Below are 18,924 nucleotides of genomic sequence, written 5' to 3'. Positions count from 1 at the left end.
GGCGGAATCCGGAGCGTGAAACCTCCCAGGATGTGTGTCATACGTCTCTGAGGTGGGACTCTCCCCGGTCGCCCATGATCGATCGTGGTGGCGTAGGGTCCTCCATTGGTCGGCCCCGGCTCGGCGGTCGGCCCTGTCATGCAACCGACCCTCAGGAGTCCAGTCCCGTGCCCGCTCTCCCCACCGCACCGGCGCCGATCTACGACCGCCTCGTCGACGAGCAGGGCGATGTCCTCGCGAGCGTCCGCCAGGCCGCGCACGAAACCGCCCGCACCGCGGAGGACGTACTGGACTTCGGAGTGGCGGAGCCGGGCGGCCGGCTGCCCAACGCCTGAGCCCAGGCGGAAGCGGTGCGCGATCCACGCGACGAAGGGTGTCCGCACCGCGCCGGGTGACCCTCCGCCCGGCAGTGACGGCTCTCCGGCGGACCACGACCCGACCGCGGTGAGCGAGGGGCCGTCCGGCGTCCCGACTGTCGGCCGACCGCGCACGCAGGCCGGGCGCGCCGTGGTCAGGCGGCTTCGCCGAACTCCTCAGGGACCTCCTCGTCCCGGTCCCGTCCGGCCGCCGACTTCTCCCGCTTCCGCAGGACCGCCCAGGTGAGGGCCCACACCGGCGTGAGGCACCACGGCACCCGCCAGGCCACTCCCCACCAGCCGCACGTCGGCTGAAGAACGGCTTCCGCCGCTGCACCCAGCATGGCGGCGCCCAACGTCCAGCACAGGAGCCTGCCCGCCCACCGCACCGCCTCCGAGAGCCCGCGGGACGCCGCCCCTCCGGGTCTGTGCGTGGGCGTACGGCGACGGCCTGCGCGGCTCTTCATGCGGATCCCCCAGGGGACGGGACGGCAGCCGCGACTCACGGACTGCGCTCGCCTTTCGACGTAAGTCGTCAGTCTGCACAGGGACGACATCAAGACACAGAGGCGCCGGGCCCGCGCCACCAGCTCACGGACACCACGCGCACCAGGGCAATCAGGGACGAAGAACACGAACTGCCGGTCAAACAACGGCAAGTAGGGGCAAAGCCCAAATTCACAGGTGACTCAAAAGCGCCATTTCCGTCCACCTTCCGCGCGCCCCCGGACGGGCGAGGGCTGTCCCCGCTCACGATCGTGCGCTACCGGGCACGCGGGTCGCGGCCGATAACGTGCCGCGGTGTCGGTCAGCGCGTCAACACGTGGGCGACCGCTTCCGCCGGAGTGGCGACCTCCGCCAGCAGTGCCGTACCGGGCGAGGCGAGAGCCTCCGTCGGGACGCTCCAACCCGCCAGGACGGCGACGCGCTTGCCCGCGCGGAGCGCGAGGGCCACCTCGCTCAGCGTCCCCCAGCTGCCTCCCACCGCGATCAGCGCGTCGCAGGAGTTGACGAGAAGGCCGTTGCGCAGTTCGCCGAGACCGGTGGCCACGGCGACCGTCAGATACCGGTTGCCGGAGGCCCGGTCGAGGCCGGGCAGCAGGCCCACCACTGTTCCGTCCGCCGCCGCGGCACCCTCGGCGCACGCTTCCATGACTCCGCCCAACCCGCCGCAGAACACGACCGCCCCGCGTCGGCCCAGCAGTGCGCCGACCTCGCGCGCCAGCGCCGTCTCCCGGACGCCGGCCTCGGCCGGTCCCGCGACGGCGACATGGGGAGGGCTGTGAGCGGCGCCGGAATTCATCGAGAGACCTCCGTTCGCGAGGGACGCGGCAGGCCAGGCGCCGCTGCCACGTCCGGCAACCAGCATGCACCGCACCCCAGGCATACCCGTTTCGCGGGTCAGCTCGTTATATTCCTTGACACGAATATTCGTTACAGTGAATACTAGCCTTCATGGACGCCTTCCTCGCCGCACTGGCCGACCCCGCACGCTGGCGGCTGGTGAACCTGCTGGCCGAGCGGCCCCGCTCGGTCGGCGTCCTCGCCCAGCTGGCCGAGGCACGCCAGCCGCAGACCACCAAACACCTGCAGACCCTGGAACGCGCCGGGATCGTCACCTCGCAACGCACGGGCCAGCGCCGCGTCTACGCGCTCCGCGCCACCCCTCTGCGCGAACTGGCCGCCGCGCTCGTCGCGCTCGCCGACACCGTGGAACAGGCCGACGGCCCCCACGCCACCCACGACCGCTACGGACTCGGCCTCCAGGCGGAGCGGCTCGCGGCCGGGGAGCCAGGATGGGCCGACGGCCGCTCGTTCAGCTTCCTCCGGACGCTGAGCGGCAGTCCCGCGCTGGTCTGGCGCCACCTGACCGAGGCCCCGCTCCTCGCCCGGTGGTGGACGCCCGAGGACCTCCGTGTCTCCGAGCTCCTCTTCGAGGCACGCCCCGGCGGACGGATCGTGCAGGAGTACCGCGACGCGGAGGACGCCGACGGCTCCGACCAGGTCGTGGGACGGGCGGAGGGAGTCGTGGACGACGTGCGCCCCGGTGAGCGCCTCACCTACCGGCTCTCCCCGCTTCTCCCGGACGGCGGGATCGCGTTCACCGCCCGGGTCGACCTGGGTCTGAGGCCCGCCGGTTCCGGCACCGAACTCGACGTGCGCTGGCAGATCCGCGACAGCGCCATCGACGCCGCGGACTTCGTCGCGGGCATCGAGATCGGCTTCGGACAGAGCCTCGACACACTCGCGGCGCACCTCGCGGCCGACGCGCACGGCACCGACGACCACACCGATTCAGGGAGCACGACATGACCGAGCAGACCGGCGGCCGCAGGGTCGTCACCAACATGAGCCTGTCCCTCGACGGCCGTTACGCCGGCCGCGACCCGCTCGACATGAGCTGGGTGATGCCGTACGCCCACACCGATGTCGCCCGTGACCACCTGGCCGCCCTCCAGGAGACGGCGACGACCGCCCTCCTGGGCCGGGTCAACGCCGAGGGTTTCCTCGGCTTCTGGCCGACCGTCATCGGCGCGGAGGGAGTCGATCCGCGTGACGAGTCGTTCGCGGAGTGGCTCGTCGGCACCGACAAGGTCGTCCTCTCGTCCACCCTCACCGATGCACCGTGGGAGCGGACGACCGTGGTCGACAAACCGACCGCCGACGTGGTCGCGGAACTCACGGCGACCGAGGGCGGCGACGTCCTCGTGCTGTCCAGCGCGAGCGTCATCAAGGCGCTACTGGCGGCGGACCGGGTCGACCGGCTGGCGCTGACGGTCTTCCCCGTCCTCCTCGGAGACGGGCCGCGCCTCTTCGACGACGGGCTGCCCGCGGGCCGCTGGAGTCTCGCAGGTCAGGCCGCCGGCGAGCACGGGACGCTGTCTCTCGTCTACGACCGTGTCCGCTGATTCCGCAGGCCGGCGCGGCTGGACGGGCGTACGGTCCGGGGCCGCTTTCCGGCCCCGGACCGTCTCGTCCCCACCGGGCGACGGACGTGAACGGGCGTGACAGGGACGGCGGGAGACGTCGTCCCGGGCGCCCCGTCACCCTCCGGCTCGACGTGTGCGCAGGCCAGGGGCCCCGGTTGGTGCCGCCGACACCCGGTGACGAGGAGGCTCACCCGGCACGGTGCCTGCCGCGTGCTTGCTCTCGGCCACGCGGGAGGGGTGCTCGCCGGGGAGTCCTTTCCCATGTGGCCCAGCGAACCGGTGCGGCTCATTCCGGTCGTGTCCCGACGGGGCGAGGCGGAAGGAGCCGGGCGCGGCCCGGACGATGGCGCTGTCGCGTTCGGGGCGCCGGGGCAGGGGCACGGTCCTGGGTCGGGGGTCCGTGCACATGCGCGGGTTCTGCGGCGTCCTGCGAGGAAGAAAGGGGGCCGACGCGTCCGAGGAGGGGGGCGAAGGTCGGGACAGCGTCCTCTCGGATCGGCGGCGCTGGTGCGTCGCCGAGAGTGGCGGCTGTGCAGACCGTCGACGAGGACGGCGGGGGGGTGTCGGCACGCTCGGTGGTCCTTGTGGGAGGACTCTTGCGGCGTGGCAGCCGAGCGGAGGGGGGATGGGCGGTGCCGTCGGGCACCGGCCGGGCGCTCGCCCGTTCGGGACCTGCTCGCATCACGTCCGGCACCGCGGGGTGCGCCGGTCCGGGCGGAGCGGGGCTGCGTCCCTGTTACCGCTTGGTGTGCGTGACGATCTGGGTGGTGAAGACGGTGCGGTCGTTCTGCCGGCCGGTGACGTCGACGGTCGGCGTGTCGGTGGTGCTCGGCCGCATCGTCGTCTCGATCACGAGCGGGGCACGCAGCTCGGCGTAGTTGTGGAAGTGGGTCACGAGGGTGGTGGTTTGGGGGTCCACCGGGTTGTGATGGGCGTGCGCGGCCTGGCGCGCGGCCTCGATGAGGACCATACCGGGGTAGTGGTCGCCGCCGTGGTCGAAGAGGACCGGGTGGCGGGGGTCGGGGTTGAGGAGCCAGTGGTGGGGCCGGCCGGTGGGCGAGAGGACGACGTCGAAGGGGTTGCGCTTGCCGACGACGGCGGGTGCCACGAGAGGGGCCGGGTGGGGGCGGTCGAAGGGGTTCGCGGGGATGGGGGTGTCGGTGGCGTCGCCGCTGCCCCGGAGCCGGCGGTACGTGGCGGGGGTCAGGCAGGTGAAGCGGCCGCCCCCTGTGGCGTAGGGGCGCTCGTCGTCACCCACCACCGTGATGTCCATGCGGAACTCGGCCAGGCGCTTGCCCTTGCGGACCACGTCGGTGCAGGTGGCGCGCAGGACGAGGTCGGTCGGGAGGGCGCCGATGGCCATCTGGTCCGGATGCGTGGTGACGGTCAGGTCGTGAAGGAGGAAGTGGTTCCCGAGGGGGACGCCGAGTTCGGCGTGGGCGAGGTAGAGACCCGTCTGGCGAATGGTTTCCGCCGCCTGCAGCGAGTCGTGGTGCGTGCCGTCCGGGGTGGTGAAGAAGGTGTGGGCGCGCGGCCACTGCCCGCTCAGGGTGTAGTGCGCGTCGTCGTGCTTGCGGCAGCCGGTGAGGAAGACCTCGGCGTGGCTTGCCCGGTGGACGTACTCGCGGGGGACGGTGGTGGTGAGGCCGAGGGGCCCCATCGGTCCGGTCTCCGCGGTACGTCCGGTCGGTATGGAGAGTCTCGCCTGTATGTCGGCCGCGGACGGTTCGATGGGCGAGGTCGTGTCGTGTGCCGGGTGAATGGTGAGAAGGGTCATCTCGTGCCGCCTCTTTCCGCGTCTACGCAGGAGTGGATGGGGACGGTGCCTGAGGTTCAGACTCGATAAGATACGGACCCACCGGTTTTGTTTTCAAGGTATCTGGCGGAATCCGACCCGGCGGGAATCGGACGGGCTGCCCCCGGTTTTAAGTGACGCAACCCCCTCCGCTACCGCTGCCGCGGCTGGCAGGTGGCGCATGGGTGAATATCGGGCACCACGTGGTGTGACCGCCAGGGAAACCAGGCGTGCGGTTTTGTTAGGCATCACGTGGCGCGGGTGGGCCGGTTGCGAGGCGCCGCACGGGTCCGGCCGGACGAGGCAGCGGAGTACGGGCGCGGGTCGGTGGGGGTGGGAAGGCGTTCTGAGGGCGGCCCGAGCAGGCGTCCGGGGGCACTCGGCGGGTGCCATGGGAGGGCCGGGGCGGGGAAACCGGACGGGCATGGACGCAACGACAACGACGCAACTGCGGCGGGTCGCCGCGCTGTTCGCGGTCATCCCGCTCGTCGCCGCCTGCGGTGGAGGCCACGGGCACGACGGCGCCTCACCGACGGGCGGAACCAGTCCGGCGCTGAACCGCGGGGCGAGCCTGGTGATCACCACCGACAACGGCGTACGACTGCGCCCCGCCGACGGCGACACCGTCGGCGTCGACCGCAGGGTCGACGGCCACTGGTCCCACCGGGACGACACCTGGGTGCTGGACCTGTCGTGCCCGGCCGAGGGCGAGCGCCATGAGGATTGCCCGCGCATGCCGGAGATCGACGTCCCGGCGGACACCGCCGTCAGCGTCTCCGCCCGCAACGCCGGCATCGACGTCGCCGGGATCTCCGCCGGTCTGGACCTCACCACCGTCAACGGCGATGTGAGCGTGACGCGTTCCGGCGAGCGCGGCGCGGCGGTACGGCTGACGACCCGCAACGGCTCCATCCACGCGCAGACGCTGAGGGCGGGGCGGTTGCACGCCGACACGGTGAACGGTGACGTGGTGCTCGACTGCGGCAGCTCCCCGGCCGGAGCCACCGCGGCCACCACGAACGGCTCGGTCCGCGTCACGGTCCCGCACGACGCCCCCGCCTACCGGGTCTCGGCGACCACCCACAACGGCCGGCCCTCGGTCACCGTCCCCACCTCGGGGGCCACCGAGGACCGCACCATGACGCTCACCACCGTCAACGGTGACGTCACCGCCGCCCGGGCGTGAGGTGACCGAGCGGCCGCGTCGCGGCCGGGCCCGGCCCCAGGTTCCCGGTCCGCGCGCTGTCGTGTCTCCGCGGCCTGGACGACAGGCGTGTCAGAGGACGGCGCCGCCGTCGGCGGCGACCGCCCACGGCTCGGGGCCGGTACCGTCGCTCCACGCCTCCAGCGCCTCGCGGTCGACGCACAGGATCCCGCACTGCTCGGCGTACTCGACCGCGGGCGCGGTGAACGCGCTGGTGGTCACCACCACGGCGACGTCGGCGGCGTGGACGGTGTAGCACGTCCCGCCGAAGCGCTGCATGTCCTGCGAGCCGACCCTGTTGGCCTCGCAGTAGCGTTTGCACTGGATGATGAGGCGCCGTCCGTCCGGCGCCGTGGCCACCACGTCGGCGCCCAAGTCTCCGGCTCCTCCGACGACTTCGACGTCCGAGCAGCCGTCGCGCTCGCACAGGGCGGCGATCGCCTGCTCGAACTCGTCGGCGTCCAGGGCCTCGTAGTCGACCGCCTCGGGCTCCGCCTCCACGAGGACCTCGGTCGGCTCCGCCGGTCCGGTGCCGAGCGGGAGGGTCGGCTCCTGACCCACGGGGGCGAGCGTCTCGGCCGCCACCGGAGCGGGGGAGGGGAGCGGTTCGGTCTCCAGGGTGTGCAGGGCGGTGGCGGTCCCCTCGTCCAGGGCGGCGACGGCCCGGCGCGCGGCCCGCCTCGCGGAGAACCGGCGTCGGCCGCTGCGGAGGGCCAGGGCGGCCGGAACTCCCACCAGGCAGAGCACGACGACCAGTTCCGGGCGCCGTTCGAGGACACCGACGGCGACCTTGGCGGCAGCGCCCAGGATGCCGATGACCGCGGCGAGGAGCCCGAACAGCAGCGCCGTGGACCGCAGATCGAAGCCGCGCCGGCGGTTCATGGGCTGTATTCGGCGCACGGGTGTGGCCATGTGCGGTCATCCCCTCTCACGGACAGTACGAAGATCACTTCTGCCGTCTGCCCATGATCGAGAAGTTCAGCGCGTCGGGTGAGGTCGGTGATCGCTTGCTGCGTCTACGAGTTGACGCCGTATCAGTCCACCGGGGGCCGGGATGAGGCCGAGGAGCCGCCGAGACGTCGGAAGTGGCCGGTGCAAGTCGCGTTCGTGGCACGGGGGTTGCGGAAGCCGCGCGGTCCTGGCGAGGTCGCTGGTGGAGGTCGGCGGGGGGCATCGTTTGAGTGCGCTGCGGACGCGAGCGACCGGGAGGTCGGGGCGGCGGAGGCGGGCGACGGGGTGCGTACCAGGCGCCACCCGGTCGAGGCCGACGTACGGGAGGTCGCGAGGGGCGACACGGCCAGGGGCCGGACAGTCGCGGAGGCCGGCCGTGCTCGCCGTCGCCCACGCGCTGTCCGGCCCCTGGCCTGGTCTCGCGTCCGTGGAGCCGCCCTGGGGCGGCCCCTGCCTCAGTCCGTCCCCTCGGGATGCTTGCCGGGGCCGCCCAGGTGGGGGGATAGAGGAGTGGGCGAGAGGTCGGTGGGTTCCTCGCCGCGCTCCAGCAGGGTGTCGGCGGCTCCGATGATCAGCGGATCGGCGTCCCCGATCGCCGCCTCGTCCTTGGCGGTGTAGTCGCAGCGCAGCAGGAGATGGCGGATCGCCTCCAGCCGCCCCCGGCGCTTGTCGTTGGTCTTCACCACCGTCCACGGCGCGAACGGGGTGTCCGTCGCGCGGAACATGTCGACCTTCGCCTGGGTGTAGGCGTCCCACAGGTCCAGCGAGGCCAGGTCCATGGGGGACAGCTTCCACTGTCGTACCGGGTCGACCTGGCGGATCGCGAAACGCGTGCGCTGCTCGCCGCGGGAGACCGAGAACCAGAACTTGACCAGCACGATGCCGTCGTCGGTGAGCAGCTGCTCGAACACGGGGGCCTGGGCGTAGAAGTGCCGGTACTCGGCGGGGGTGCAGAAGCCCATGACCCGCTCCACCCCGGCCCGGTTGTACCAGGACCGGTCGAAGAAGACGATCTCCCCGGGGGCGGGCAGGTGGGGCACGTACCGCTGGAAGTACCACTGTCCGGACTCGCGCTCGGTGGGCTTGTCCAGGGCGACCACGCGGGCCCCGCGAGGATTGAGGCGCTCCGTGAAGCGCTTGATCGTGCCGCCCTTGCCCGCCGCGTCCCGGCCCTCGCACACCACGACGACCCGCTGGCCGGTGTCGCGCACCCACTTCTGCAGTTTGAGCAGCTCGATCTGCAGGATGCGCTTCTGCCGCTCGTAGGACTTGCGTCCGAGCTTCGTGTCGTACGGATAGTTCTCGCGCCAGGTGTCGAGGGGCTGGCCCTCACCGTCCAGAAGGACGGGCTGTTCCGGCCGTTCCTCGTCGACCTGGAGGCCGTCGAGGAGTTCCGCCCCGGGGGACGTGCCGGAGCGCTTCGCGGCTGTCGCCTCCGGCCTCACCGGATCAACCACGGACTTGGTTCCTTCCTGCTCACGAACTCACCGGCTGCTGTCGCCGGGGCCGGGCGCCACCGGTCGGCGCCCGGCGGGAAAGGACCCCTACCAGCTCAGAATGGCATGTGACCGCGCGCCCGGCGCCCCGTGGAGCCGCTGCGGCCGACGGCCTTGGAGCTGCTGCGGAACGGCTTGCTCAGCCAGCGGCCCAGACGGCCCGGGGCCTTGCCGGCGGCCTGCGAGCCGGCACCGAGCGTGCGCTGTGTCCCACGCTCGGGACCGTGCGAGAGCCGCGGCACCAGAAAGGCCAGGACCAGCAGGACGACGCACACGGCGACGACGGCGAGGACGACCATGACATACCTCAGTTCTCGTTACGACGGGGGCCACCGCCTGCCCGCCCCGTTCTCCTGCTTAGGGGAGACCGGGGTGTCAGGGAGCGGTGCTGTGCCCCTCCGGGGTGTTCCACGTGCCCGCTGGTCCGCCGTTCATGCGCCGCCCGCCGCCCCCCCCCCGGCGCGCGCGTCCCCGGTCGGACCGGCGGCGGTCACGGCGTGTCGCCGTCGCCCGGCGGGGAGTACGGCCCGGCGGCGCCCGGGGCGCTCATCGCCGTACGAGTCGGTGCAGCGCCAGCCGCGCCGGACCGGCGTACAGGGCGAGCGCGGGCGCCGGGCCCTCCATGCGCAGTGTCGTCGCCGTGCCGTCCCCGCGCTCCCGGACCGCGTGGTGCAGGCGCAGCCGCACGGGCCCGAGCCGTACCCGCCAGGTCCACTCCCGCCGCTCCTCGTCGACCGACTCGATGACGAAGGACGCCGTGATCCGGGCCAGGGAGACGACCTGGCCGCTCATGCCGGGGACGATACGGTCCGCGGCCACCCGCACGGCCCGGATCTGCGGCGACCACGACGGCCAGCGCGACGGGGTGACGTAGCGCAGCCACACCTCGTCCACGGGCGCGGTTCCTTCGGCGTGCAACGTCATCGTGGCCACGGGGTGCGTGCTCCGATCGGGACGGTGGAGGGACCAGCGGTGGCCGCCCGGCCCCGGCGTGAGACCGGACCGCCGTCACCAGCCTCGCAGCCGGGAGGCCCGTACGCCCCGTGACCTGAGCCGGGCGTGGCCCGGCCGGGACCGGCGAGCCGGCCGTGGCCGGGACTGCCACTGTCGACTTACGGGTAGCAGGCTCTCCGCCGGGCCCCACCATCCGAAGGGACAACATGAGCGAGAACCGCGAAGCCGACGGCCTGTCCGAGGGCAGAACCATGACGGCGGCGGAGTTCAGGGTCGTACGCGAGTCCCTCGGCCTGGCCCAGGACTGGCTGGCCGGGCACGTGGGCGTCCCGACCGCCACGATCGAGGCGTGGGAACGGGGCGGTGAGCGGATTCCCGGCGTCGTCCGGGCCGCCCTCGGTGACCTTGAGCGCCTGACCGGTGAGTTCGTCGGCAAGGCCGTCGCGGATCTCGCCGGCCTCACGGAGCCCGGGATCGTCACCTACCGGGACGACGCGGAGTACCGGGCCGCGCACCCCGAGTCCGGATACCCGGCCGCCTGGCACCGCGCCGTCGTGGCGCGGGTCGCCCAGGAGATCCCCGGACTGTCCATCGCGTACGCGAGCGATGTCGCGTCGGACGACGTGAAGGTGTCCGCGAAGTAGCGGCGCGCCGGAGCCACGACCGGAGACGAGCCCCCCGCCCCGGACCTGGGCAGGACGGCTTCGTCGTGCCGGTGGTCCTCCGGGCACGAGCGCCGGTGGCTGCTGGCCCCGGGCGCGGGGTGGACCTGGGAGAACGGATGCCGCGCCATGCCGGGACAGGAGAGAATCCCGGCATGAAGACGACCGCGGGGGCGCTCAACCGTGCCACGCTCGCCCGGCAGTTGCTCCTGCGGCGCGAGCCGCTCGACGTCGTGGAGGCGGTGCGACGGGTGGTCGCCCTGCAGGCGCAGCAGCCCGCCTCGCCGTACGTGGCGCTCTGGAACCGGCTGAGCGGCTTCGACCCGGCCGACCTCGACGCGGCCGTGGCCGACCGGCGGACGGTGAAGGCCACGCTGATGCGGCTCACCCTGCACGCGGTCCACGCCGACGACTACGCGCCGTTCCGCGCGGCCATGGAGCCGACGCTGCGCGGCTCTCGGCTCGGCGACCCCCGGTTCACCGCGTCCGGACTCACCGCCGCCGACGCCGACACCCTCGTCGTGGAACTGCTGAAGTACGCCGACCGCCCCCGCACGGTGGCCGAACTGGGCGGGCGGATCGAGGAGCTCCTCGGAGCGCCGATGGAGCCGGGCGCGCAGCGCATGCTGCGCCAGTACGTGCCCTTGTGGCACGCCCCCACCGGCGGCCCCTGGTCGTACGGCCACCGCCCCTCGTACGTCGCGTCGGACGGCACGCCCGCACCGGCGGACCCCGATGCCGCCGCGGCCGGCCTGCGCACCCTCGTACGCCGCTACCTGGAGGGCTTCGGACCGGCGTCCGTGGCCGACATCGCGCAGTTCGCCATGGTCCAGCGGTCCCGGGCCAGAGTGGCGGTGCAGGCGCTCGCCGATGAACTCGACGTGCTGGAAGGCCCGGACGGCACGGCGGTGTACGACATCCCCGGGGCGCCCCGCCCGGCCGAGGACGTCCCCGCGCCGCCCAGGCTGATGGCGATGTGGGACAGCGTCCTGCTGGCCTACGCCGACCGCAGCCGGCTGATCCCGCCCGCCTACCGCAAGCTCGTGACCCGGGTGAACGGCGACGTGCTGCCCACACTGCTGGTCGACGGTCACGTCGCCGGCGTCTGGCGCACCGTCGAGGGCGGCGTCGAGGCCACCGCCTTCCACCACCTCACCGAGCGGGCCTGGGAAGGACTCGCCGCGGAGGCCGCGTCGCTCACCGCGTTCCTCGCCTCCCGCGAGCCGCACGTCTACCGGCGCTACGACCACTGGTGGGCCAAGGGGCTGCCCGCGGCGGAGACGCGGCTGCTCCCAACTGCCGTGTGAGGCACCCGAGATGGTGTGCCAGACTACGGTGATCGAAGTACTGGACCCCCTTCGCGCGCCGGAGCCCGCCATGACGACCGACACACCTCACCCCCCGCGGATCGACACCAGCCGGGCGCATCCCGCGAGGGTCTACGACTGGCTCCTGGGCGGCAAGGACAACTACCCGGTCGACGAGGCCGTCGGTGAGAAGCTGCCGCCCGAGGCGCGCGACGCGGCGCGGCAGAACCGGCAGTTCATGCACCGCGCGGCCGCCTGGCTCGCCGGGGAGGGTGTCGACCAGTTCCTCGACATCGGTACGGGCATCCCCACCGAGCCCAACCTGCACCAGATCGTCCAGCGCCTGGTGCCGACCGCCAGGGTCGTCTACACCGACAACGACCCGATCGTGCTGCGGCACGCCGAGGCGCTGCTGATCAGCCACCGTGAAGGTGCCACGGACTACATCCAGGCGGACGTGCGGGAACCGGCGACGATCCTCGAACGTGCCCGCGCCGTCCTGGACTTCGACCGGCCGATCGCGCTGTCCCTCATCGCCCTGATGCACTTCATCCCCGACGCGCAGGACGCGCACGGCATCGTCCGCAACCTGGTCGCCACCCTCCCCTCGGGCAGCTACCTGGTGCTGTCGCACGCCGCCTCCGACCTCTACCCGGAGCTGGCGGAGCAGGTCACCGCGGAGTACGCCAAGGCCGGCATCCAGCTCGGCTTCCGCACCCACGCCGAGGTCACCCGGTTCTTCGACGGCCTGGAGCTCGTCGAGCCCGGCCTGGTCACGGCGCCGGAGTGGTTCCGCACGGCACCGGCCCCCGAGCCCGAGGGCAGCGGCATCTACGCGGGCGTGGCGCGCATCCCCTGACGGACACACCCGGGCACCGGCCCCGTAGACCCCAACACCCCCACCGTGAGCCGTACTTGACTCGCTTACGGGCGGGGGTGCGGGGTATCCGGGAACCCTCACGACAACGGAGGGAGCGGTGACATGTCGATACGGGGGACGGACCAGGTGTCCGGGCTCGGTGGCCTCGAACCGGGGACCCGGCAGAGGGCCCAACTGCGCACGCGTCTCGCGGACATCGCCTGGACGTCGCTGTGCGTCGTCCTGCTGCTCTGGGGGATCTGGACCGCCGTCGGACTGGCCCGCGGTGTGACCGCCTGGGCCTACTGCGCCGTGGCGTGGGTGCTGCTCGCCGCGGCCCTCGGGCTGCGCGTCGCCGCGATCCGGCGCAGGACCCGGATCTAGCGGGGACGCCGTGGAGAAGATCAACACCTTTCTGGCCGAGCGCCTCTGGCTCCAGATCGCCCTGTCCATCGTCTGCGCCACCGCGGCGATCCTGCTGATCAGCCCGGGTGAGTCCCCGGTGGCGGTGCTGCTGCGCGTCGCGGGATCCTCGATCGGCGGTGTGCTCGTGCTGGTTCTCCTGCGGCGCAGGGAGAAGCGCGCGGCGGGCGGTTCGGCGACCGGCCTCGTGGCCCTGGACAAGAAGCTGCGCGACGGCGAGGCGCCCACGGAGCCGGCGGAGCGGCAGGCCATGCGGGACCTGGTCGCGCAGCGGCTGCACCGCACCCGCCACCACACCGTGGCCACTTCCGTCCTGGCCGTCCTCGTCGTCACCCTCGTGCTCCTGACGGCAGCGACGTCGGGCCTCCGGCAGACCGTCGGCTACGCCCTGCTCGGGGTGGCCGGCCTCGGCTGGCTCGTGATCGAGGGAAGGCGGCAGCGGCGTCGTCTGCGGCACATGCGTGACGCTCTGGGCGTCGCGCCGGACGCGTCGGCCGAGGTCCCGGACCGCGGCTGAGGCGGGCGGCCGTCGCAGCGCTCGCGCCGGCGGAAATCCGTTGGCGTGCGGAGCGGTCCGCGGCGGATCATCGGCGCATGCTCTACTCCGGACCGCCGCTCTCGCCGGTGCGGGTTCCCGCGCCGATCGCCGTCCTGTCCGAGGGACGTCCGGTCCTGCCTGTGTGGCAGAACCAGCTGGGCGGACTGACCTTCCGCATCGGCGACGGGCCTCACGGGCTCTTCGCCAAATGGGCTCCGGCCGGGTCGGGGCTCGACCTGGCCGCCGAGGCCGTACGGCTGCGCTGGGCCGCCGTCCACACGCCGGTGCCCCGGGTCCGCGAACACGGAGCGGACGCCTCGGGGGAGTGGCTCGTCACCCACGCGCTGCCCGGCGAGAGTGCCGTCAGCGACCGGTGGAAGGCCGAACCGGCGCGGGCCGTCCGCGCGCTGGGCACCGGGCTGCGGGCGCTGCACGAGCGCCTGCCCGTCGCGGAGTGCCCGTTCGACTGGTCGGTGGGCCGGCGGCTGGCCCGGGCCCGGCGGGCGGGCATCGAGGTGCCCGCCGACCTGCCCGAGCCCCCGCCCGTCGACCGTCTCGTGGTCTGCCACGGCGACCCGTGCGCACCCAACACGCTGTTGCACGACGACGGTTCGTGGTCCGCCCACGTCGACATGGGCGCGCTCGGCGTCGCCGACCGGTGGGCCGACCTCGCCGTGGCGACCTGGAACACCCGGTGGAACTACGGCCCCGGCTGGGAGGACGCCCTCCTGGACGCCTACGGCATCGCTCCCGACCCGCGGCGCATGAACTTCTACCGCCGCCTGTGGGACGCGACCTGAGCACACCGCCGGCCGCCCCGGCCGATCGCCCCGGCCGCTGCCGCGCGCATTCCCCGGCTGCTCGGTCCGGCCGTCAGACCGGAAGGTGACGGCTGCCGTGGTGCCGGCTGATGTTCCCCTCCAGAAGACGGGTGGACGCGGCCACGGTCGCACCGCCCGGCGTGGGCTCCGGAAGGCGCCCGTCCGCGTCCTTGAGCCGCCGGAGGGCGTCGTCGACGGCGTCGTGCGCGGCGAACAGGCAGGGAGTGCTGTAGATCGCCACGTCGACGCCCAGCTCCGTCAGCTCGGACAGGGACAGCCGGGGGGACCTGCCGCCGCCGATCTGGTTGAACAGCAGCGGCACCCCGCCGGTGACCTCGCGGATCCGGCGGATGGACTCGACGGTGCGCACCCCGTCGACCAGGACCACGTCCGCCCCGCTCTTCGCCAGCGCGACCGCCCGACGCTCGATCTCCGCGTCGTCCGTGGCGTCGGTGCGGGCCACCACGAGCATCTCCGAGCGGCTGTCGAGCACCATGCGGAGCTTGTCCAGGTACTCCTCCAGCGGCAGGATCTGCTTGCCGTCCGCGTGCCCGCAGCGGCGGGGGCGCTTCTGGTCCTCCAGGACGACCCCGGACGCCCCCGCCCGCTCCAGCCGCTGCACGACGTGACAGGCCACCTCCGGGTCCGCGTAGCCGTCGTCGATGTCCACGAGCAGGTGGTGCCGGGGGAACGCGAGCCGCAGCCGCTCCGCGAAGGCCACGATGTCGGGCCAGGCGATGAACCCGATGTCGGGCAGTCCGTAGTGCGAGGCGGCGAAGCCGAAGCCCGACACGAACAGGCCGTCGTAGTGGCGCGCCGCGAGGGATGCCGAGTACATGTCGTAGATGCCGATCAGCGGTGTCGTCTCCGCGTCGGTGATGGCTTCACGCAGTGCGAGCCCGTAGCCCATTGACCCTCCGAGGGGCAGGCGGCAGCGTCGATGACTGCCGTGATGGCGAAGTGCGCGGTGATCTTCGCAGCGCCGTCGCCGGCGGTGCGAATCGCCATCACTCGACCGGACGCTCCTCTTTCGGACACTCGCTCGCATCCGGTGGCCGGTTTCCTCGCGGGACGCCGCTTCCGCCCCTCGGGCCCCGGCTCTCACGGGCGGTTCACTCCAACGGGTTGTTCCGGCGGCGGCGCGCCGAGCCGGGCGCATGAGGTGCCGCCCGCTGGGGATGAACCGTCCGCCGAAAGGGCCCGTCCGTCCACGTCCGAAGGAGCCGGCCTATGTCCGACGTCGTCTTCACGGCCGACTTCAGTTCGCGCGCCCAATGGGTGGCCGGACGGTCGTGGGCCTATCCCGGTGGCGGTCCCGTCAACCCGTCGGACGACAAGCTCGACTACCTGGTCTCGCACCCCGCCTACAGCCGCACCGGCACCTTCCGCGCGCGGCGACGGCGCGACGGGCTGTGGAGCGCCGGCCTGCTGACCACCGAGGGGAGCGAGGACGAGTTCACCCTGCGCACGGGAGACGTGCTGGAGGCACGGGTCCGCCTGCCCGAGGAGATCGGTGCCTGGCCCGCCGTCTGGACCTGGCGGGACGGCGGCCAGGAGATCGACGTGTTCGAGTACCACCCCGACAATCCCGACCTGCTGGAACTGTCCAACCACGTCCGAGGGGGCCAGCACTACCACCGGGACGAGGCCGTCCGCCCCGGCGGGCACGTCGAACTGCGCGTGGAGTTCGGCGCCGGCTCCGTGGTGTGGTGGGTGAACGGCGCACGCGTCTTCGCCGACGGACGCGGGGTCGGGGAGGACTGGTACGCCTACCTCATCGTCAACATCTCGGTGTGCGGCGGGCGTTACCACCCGCCTCCCGATCCGGGGACCAGGGAGATGTCGTTCGCCGTGGAGCGCCTGGTCGTCCGCCGTCCAGCGTCGGACGACGCGATGGTGTGACCGGACGGCCACCTCGCGGGACCGCGCCGGACAGGCGCGGGAGCCCGCCGAAGCGGACGTTCCGGCACGGCCGTGAGCGGGGAGCGGCGGGCCCGGTGGGCCGTACCGCTCCCCGTCCCCGTCAGGGCGCCCAGGGCGCCTCGACGGCCCAGGTGGTGTCCTCGGTGAACGAGGTCGGGTTGTCCCACGTGTGGGTTCCGCCCGGAGTGGCCAGCCACAGTTCGGCGTTGTAGTGCCGCAGGTACTGCTCGGGGAAGTTCGACGCGGACAGGCGCACCGCCCCGCCCGCGCCCCGCACCGCGCAGAAGGTCGCGTCGGCCTTGAACACGTCCCCGCTGCCCGCCTCCTTGTAGACGCGGAAGTCGCGGTGACGCAGGTACTGGCCGGGGTAGTTGCGTGACTCGAATGAGTAGCACGCACTGTTGGCGAGGCCCGGCACGATCCTCCAGGTGGCGTCGTTCTTCAGCAGGGCGGTGCTGTTCGCGTCGACGACGTCGGTGTAGGCGGCGCCGTCCCGGTGCCGCAGGTAGCGGTTCGTGTAGCCCGGGGTGGTCACCCGCAGGGACCTGTACTGGTTCGCCGGCAGGGTGACGGGCGCGGCCGGGGACCGGGACGCGTCGATGAGCGCCCGGTTGGCGGCCTGGACCCGGGCCGCGTCCACCTTGACGACCTGCCGGTCATAGGTGAGGAGGCCGTTCGCCTCGTTCTCCACGTCGGTGATCTCCGTGTAGACGGACGCGGAGAGTCCGGCGGGCATCCGCACCTCGCGTAGCGCGTCCAGGAGCCCGACGAAGCGGTTGTCGAGGTGCGCACGGTCCGCCTGGTCCTCGTAGCTGAAGCCGCCGCCGGGATACCACTCGTGGCCGGTCACCTTGAAGCCCAGGCCGCCGTACTCGCCGAGGACGGCGGCGCGGGTGGCGCTCGGCACGGTGGTTCCGGGACCGACGTAGACGTGGTGGTCCAGGACGTCGCCGTTGCCGCCGTCGACCGCCCCGCAGCAGTTGACGCCGCTCATGTTGTCGACCAGCCGCGAGGGGTCGTACGCCTTCACGTGGTCGGCGATGCGGGCCTGGTCGTACTGGCCCCAGCCCTCGTTCTGGTCGACCCACATCACCACGGACGGCGAGCTGCGGTGCTGGTCGATGACGCGGTCGTACTCGGCCTCCCACTGCGTCCGGGCGGCGCCGTCCGGGGTGCGGGTGTCCATCGCCGGCATGTCCTGCCAGACCAGCAGTCCCAGCTTGTCCGCCCAGTAGAACCAGCGCTGCGGTTCGACTTTGATGTGCTTGCGCACCATGTTGAAGCCGAGGTCTTTGTGCTTCTGCAGGTCGTACTTGAGGGCGTCGTCGGTCGGCGCGGTGTAGATGCCGTCCGGCCAGTAGCCCTGGTCGAGGGTGCCGGTCTGGAACACGAACCTGCCGTTGAGGACGGGACGCAGGACTCCGTCGACCTTCGCGATGCCGACGGAGCGCATCCCGGTGTAGCTGCCCACGGAGTCGACCGTGGTGGAACCGGAGACCAGGTCCGCCTTGACGTCGTAGAGGAAGGGGTCGTCGGGCGTCCACAGGTGCGGGCCGGGTACCGGCACCGTGAACGTGCTGCCGACCGGGCCTGTCGCGCTGCCCACCGTGGATGAGCCGGAGGACACGGTCACCCGGGCGCTCTGGCCCGAGACGCCGTCGCCCCTGACGGTGACCTTCAGGGTGTTGTTCGACAGGTCGGGCACCATGTCGAGCCGGGTGATGTGGGCGGCGGACGTGGGCTCCAGCCACACCGTCTGCCAGATGCCCGAGGCGGCGGTGTAGAAGATCCCGCCCCCGGCGTGCGGGGTAACGTCGTTGATGCGCTGCTTGCCGATCGCCTGGCCGCCCGTCTGGGTGGGGTCCCAGACGGACACGACGACGGTGTTGGTGCCGCCGTTGAGCCGGTCGGTGATGTCGTACGAGAAGGAGTCGTAGCCCCCGCTGTGCGTGGTGCCGACCTGCGTGCCGTTGACCCAGACCGTCGTACGCCAGTCGCTGGCACCGAAGTTGAGCTGGACGCGGCGGCCGTTCCAGCCGGCCGGGACGGTGAAGGTGCGCTTGTACCAGAGCTTGTCGTTCTGGGTGATCTTGCGCTGGATGCCGGACAGGGCCGACTCGGCGACGAAGGGCACCCGGATCTGGTCGGGGAACGACGAGGGCAGGCCGGCGTCCGCAGAGGTGACGGCGAAGTCCCAGATGCCGTTGAGGTTGGCCCAGTCGGGGCGGGTGAGCTGCGGGCGCGGGTACTCCGGCAGCGGCTTGTCGACCGGGACCTGGTTCGTCCACGGGGTGGTCATGGGGGCGGGTTTGGGGGTCCACGCGGCGGGTGCCGCCTGAGCCGGGGCCGTGGCGGTCAGCGCGGCCGTGCACACCAGTGTGAACGTGGCCAGGGCGGTGGTGATCCGCCTCGCTCCGCGTCTGAGCCAGGCGGTCGCGGGGGGTGGAGCGGCGGTGCTGCGCATCGTGACTCCTCGGGGGGTTCGGGTGGGGGCAAGGACGTGCGCGTACGCCGGGCGGCTGCGGCGCCCGGTACCGGAGCCCGCGGGCCGGGCGCGGGGTGCGGACCGCGCGCTGAGGCCGGGGCTGGGTCGAGCGAAGGGGGTGGCGGCTAGGGCCTGTCGTTTGGATCAGGTCGGTGTCGCGGGGTCTGGCACGCACATCTGCGGCGTTGTCGTCGGTCGCCGAAGCTCCGCTTCGACTCCC

The 18,924-nt window shown here is 72.6% G+C and carries 20 protein-coding genes; 11 read left to right on the top strand and 9 right to left on the bottom strand.

All coding sequences use genetic code 11. The annotated features are described in order from the left end of the window. The first annotated feature begins 167 nt into the window (after nucleotides 1-167). Nucleotides 168-335: a hypothetical protein gene (locus ACZ4VA_RS10280; RefSeq protein ID WP_355789032.1), complete on the top strand. Its 168-nt coding sequence runs from the start codon at nucleotides 168-170 to the stop codon at nucleotides 333-335. 176 nt (nucleotides 336-511) lie between these two features. Here the strand turns inward: ACZ4VA_RS10280 and ACZ4VA_RS10275 are convergent, their stop codons facing one another. Both ACZ4VA_RS10275 and ACZ4VA_RS10270 read right to left on the bottom strand, forming a co-directional pair. Further along, nucleotides 512-700 (bottom strand): hypothetical protein, encoded by a 189-nt coding sequence (locus ACZ4VA_RS10275; RefSeq protein ID WP_468080770.1) that lies wholly within the window; start codon nucleotides 698-700, stop codon nucleotides 512-514. Between the two features lie 464 nt (nucleotides 701-1,164). Beyond that, the gene (locus ACZ4VA_RS10270) at nucleotides 1,165-1,659 is read right to left on the bottom strand and encodes a TIGR00725 family protein (RefSeq protein WP_468080768.1); all 495 of its coding nucleotides are present in this window, start codon (nucleotides 1,657-1,659) and stop codon (nucleotides 1,165-1,167) included. A 152-nt stretch (nucleotides 1,660-1,811) separates the two neighbouring features. Here ACZ4VA_RS10270 and ACZ4VA_RS10265 point away from each other — a divergent pair, with 152 nt between their 5' ends. Next, nucleotides 1,812-2,669 carry a metalloregulator ArsR/SmtB family transcription factor gene (locus ACZ4VA_RS10265; RefSeq protein WP_468080766.1) on the top strand — a complete coding sequence of 286 codons (858 nt, stop codon included), beginning with the start codon at nucleotides 1,812-1,814 and terminating at the stop codon, nucleotides 2,667-2,669. Beyond that, nucleotides 2,666-3,265: a dihydrofolate reductase family protein gene (locus tag ACZ4VA_RS10260; RefSeq protein ID WP_468080764.1), complete on the top strand. Its 600-nt coding sequence runs from the start codon at nucleotides 2,666-2,668 to the stop codon at nucleotides 3,263-3,265. The genes ACZ4VA_RS10265 and ACZ4VA_RS10260 overlap by 4 nt, the downstream gene beginning before the upstream one ends. Before the next feature lie 757 nt (nucleotides 3,266-4,022). Here ACZ4VA_RS10260 and ACZ4VA_RS10255 read toward each other — a convergent pair. Then, on the bottom strand, nucleotides 4,023-5,063 hold the full coding sequence (locus ACZ4VA_RS10255) for a ScbA/BarX family gamma-butyrolactone biosynthesis protein (protein ID WP_468080762.1): 1,041 nt from the start codon (nucleotides 5,061-5,063) through the stop codon (nucleotides 4,023-4,025). 442 nt (nucleotides 5,064-5,505) lie between these two features. Between ACZ4VA_RS10255 and ACZ4VA_RS10250 the strand changes: the two genes are divergently transcribed. Then, nucleotides 5,506-6,267: a DUF4097 family beta strand repeat-containing protein gene (locus ACZ4VA_RS10250; protein WP_389389414.1), complete on the top strand. Its 762-nt coding sequence runs from the start codon at nucleotides 5,506-5,508 to the stop codon at nucleotides 6,265-6,267. A gap of 90 nt (nucleotides 6,268-6,357) precedes the next feature. Here ACZ4VA_RS10250 and ACZ4VA_RS10245 read toward each other — a convergent pair whose 3' ends face one another. The 4 genes from ACZ4VA_RS10245 to ACZ4VA_RS10230 all read right to left on the bottom strand — a co-directional run bounded on the left by ACZ4VA_RS10245 (nucleotide 6,358) and on the right by ACZ4VA_RS10230 (nucleotide 9,656). After that, the gene (locus ACZ4VA_RS10245; RefSeq protein ID WP_468080760.1) at nucleotides 6,358-7,167 is read right to left on the bottom strand and encodes a restriction endonuclease; all 810 of its coding nucleotides are present in this window, start codon (nucleotides 7,165-7,167) and stop codon (nucleotides 6,358-6,360) included. Nucleotides 7,168-7,691: 524 nt separating this feature from the next. After that, a complete protein-coding gene (ppk2, locus tag ACZ4VA_RS10240; RefSeq protein ID WP_468081109.1) occupies nucleotides 7,692-8,681 on the bottom strand; it encodes a polyphosphate kinase 2 in 990 nt (329 codons plus the stop codon). Nucleotides 8,682-8,788: 107 nt separating this feature from the next. Beyond that, the gene (locus ACZ4VA_RS10235) at nucleotides 8,789-9,031 is read right to left on the bottom strand and encodes a DUF6411 family protein (RefSeq protein ID WP_355789978.1); all 243 of its coding nucleotides are present in this window, start codon (nucleotides 9,029-9,031) and stop codon (nucleotides 8,789-8,791) included. Between the two features lie 247 nt (nucleotides 9,032-9,278). Then, nucleotides 9,279-9,656: an SRPBCC family protein gene (locus ACZ4VA_RS10230; RefSeq protein WP_389389444.1), complete on the bottom strand. Its 378-nt coding sequence runs from the start codon at nucleotides 9,654-9,656 to the stop codon at nucleotides 9,279-9,281. Nucleotides 9,657-9,892: 236 nt separating this feature from the next. Here ACZ4VA_RS10230 and ACZ4VA_RS10225 point away from each other — a divergent pair, with 236 nt between their 5' ends. The 6 genes from ACZ4VA_RS10225 (at nucleotide 9,893) to ACZ4VA_RS10200 (ending at nucleotide 14,275) form a co-directional block, all read left to right on the top strand. Then, on the top strand, nucleotides 9,893-10,330 hold the full coding sequence (locus ACZ4VA_RS10225) for a helix-turn-helix domain-containing protein (RefSeq protein WP_468080757.1): 438 nt from the start codon (nucleotides 9,893-9,895) through the stop codon (nucleotides 10,328-10,330). Between the two features lie 173 nt (nucleotides 10,331-10,503). After that, entirely contained in the window at nucleotides 10,504-11,655 is a 1,152-nt protein-coding gene (locus ACZ4VA_RS10220) for a winged helix DNA-binding domain-containing protein (RefSeq protein ID WP_356244064.1), read from the top strand. 70 nt (nucleotides 11,656-11,725) lie between these two features. Next, on the top strand, nucleotides 11,726-12,514 hold the full coding sequence (locus tag ACZ4VA_RS10215) for an SAM-dependent methyltransferase (RefSeq protein WP_355789461.1): 789 nt from the start codon (nucleotides 11,726-11,728) through the stop codon (nucleotides 12,512-12,514). A 123-nt stretch (nucleotides 12,515-12,637) separates the two neighbouring features. Next, entirely contained in the window at nucleotides 12,638-12,898 is a 261-nt protein-coding gene (locus ACZ4VA_RS10210; protein ID WP_468080755.1) for a hypothetical protein, read from the top strand. Nucleotides 12,899-12,908: 10 nt separating this feature from the next. Next, a complete protein-coding gene (locus ACZ4VA_RS10205; protein WP_355789467.1) occupies nucleotides 12,909-13,454 on the top strand; it encodes a hypothetical protein in 546 nt (181 codons plus the stop codon). Nucleotides 13,455-13,531: 77 nt separating this feature from the next. Then, nucleotides 13,532-14,275: an aminoglycoside 3'-phosphotransferase gene (locus ACZ4VA_RS10200; protein WP_355789470.1), complete on the top strand. Its 744-nt coding sequence runs from the start codon at nucleotides 13,532-13,534 to the stop codon at nucleotides 14,273-14,275. A gap of 73 nt (nucleotides 14,276-14,348) precedes the next feature. Here the strand turns inward: ACZ4VA_RS10200 and ACZ4VA_RS10195 are convergent, their stop codons facing one another. After that, a complete protein-coding gene (locus ACZ4VA_RS10195) occupies nucleotides 14,349-15,206 on the bottom strand; it encodes an isocitrate lyase/PEP mutase family protein (protein ID WP_355789472.1) in 858 nt (285 codons plus the stop codon). 320 nt (nucleotides 15,207-15,526) lie between these two features. Between ACZ4VA_RS10195 and ACZ4VA_RS10190 the strand changes: the two genes are divergently transcribed. Then, nucleotides 15,527-16,198 (top strand): LamG domain-containing protein, encoded by a 672-nt coding sequence (locus tag ACZ4VA_RS10190; RefSeq protein ID WP_356176019.1) that lies wholly within the window; start codon nucleotides 15,527-15,529, stop codon nucleotides 16,196-16,198. 121 nt (nucleotides 16,199-16,319) lie between these two features. Here the strand turns inward: ACZ4VA_RS10190 and ACZ4VA_RS10185 are convergent, their stop codons facing one another. After that, nucleotides 16,320-18,683 (bottom strand): AbfB domain-containing protein, encoded by a 2,364-nt coding sequence (locus tag ACZ4VA_RS10185; RefSeq protein WP_452919490.1) that lies wholly within the window; start codon nucleotides 18,681-18,683, stop codon nucleotides 16,320-16,322. Between the last annotated feature and the right edge of the window lie 241 nt (nucleotides 18,684-18,924).

The organism is Streptomyces sp. NPDC028308 (assembly GCF_055565855.1).
This window is presented reverse-complemented; position numbering and strand designations above follow the sequence as displayed.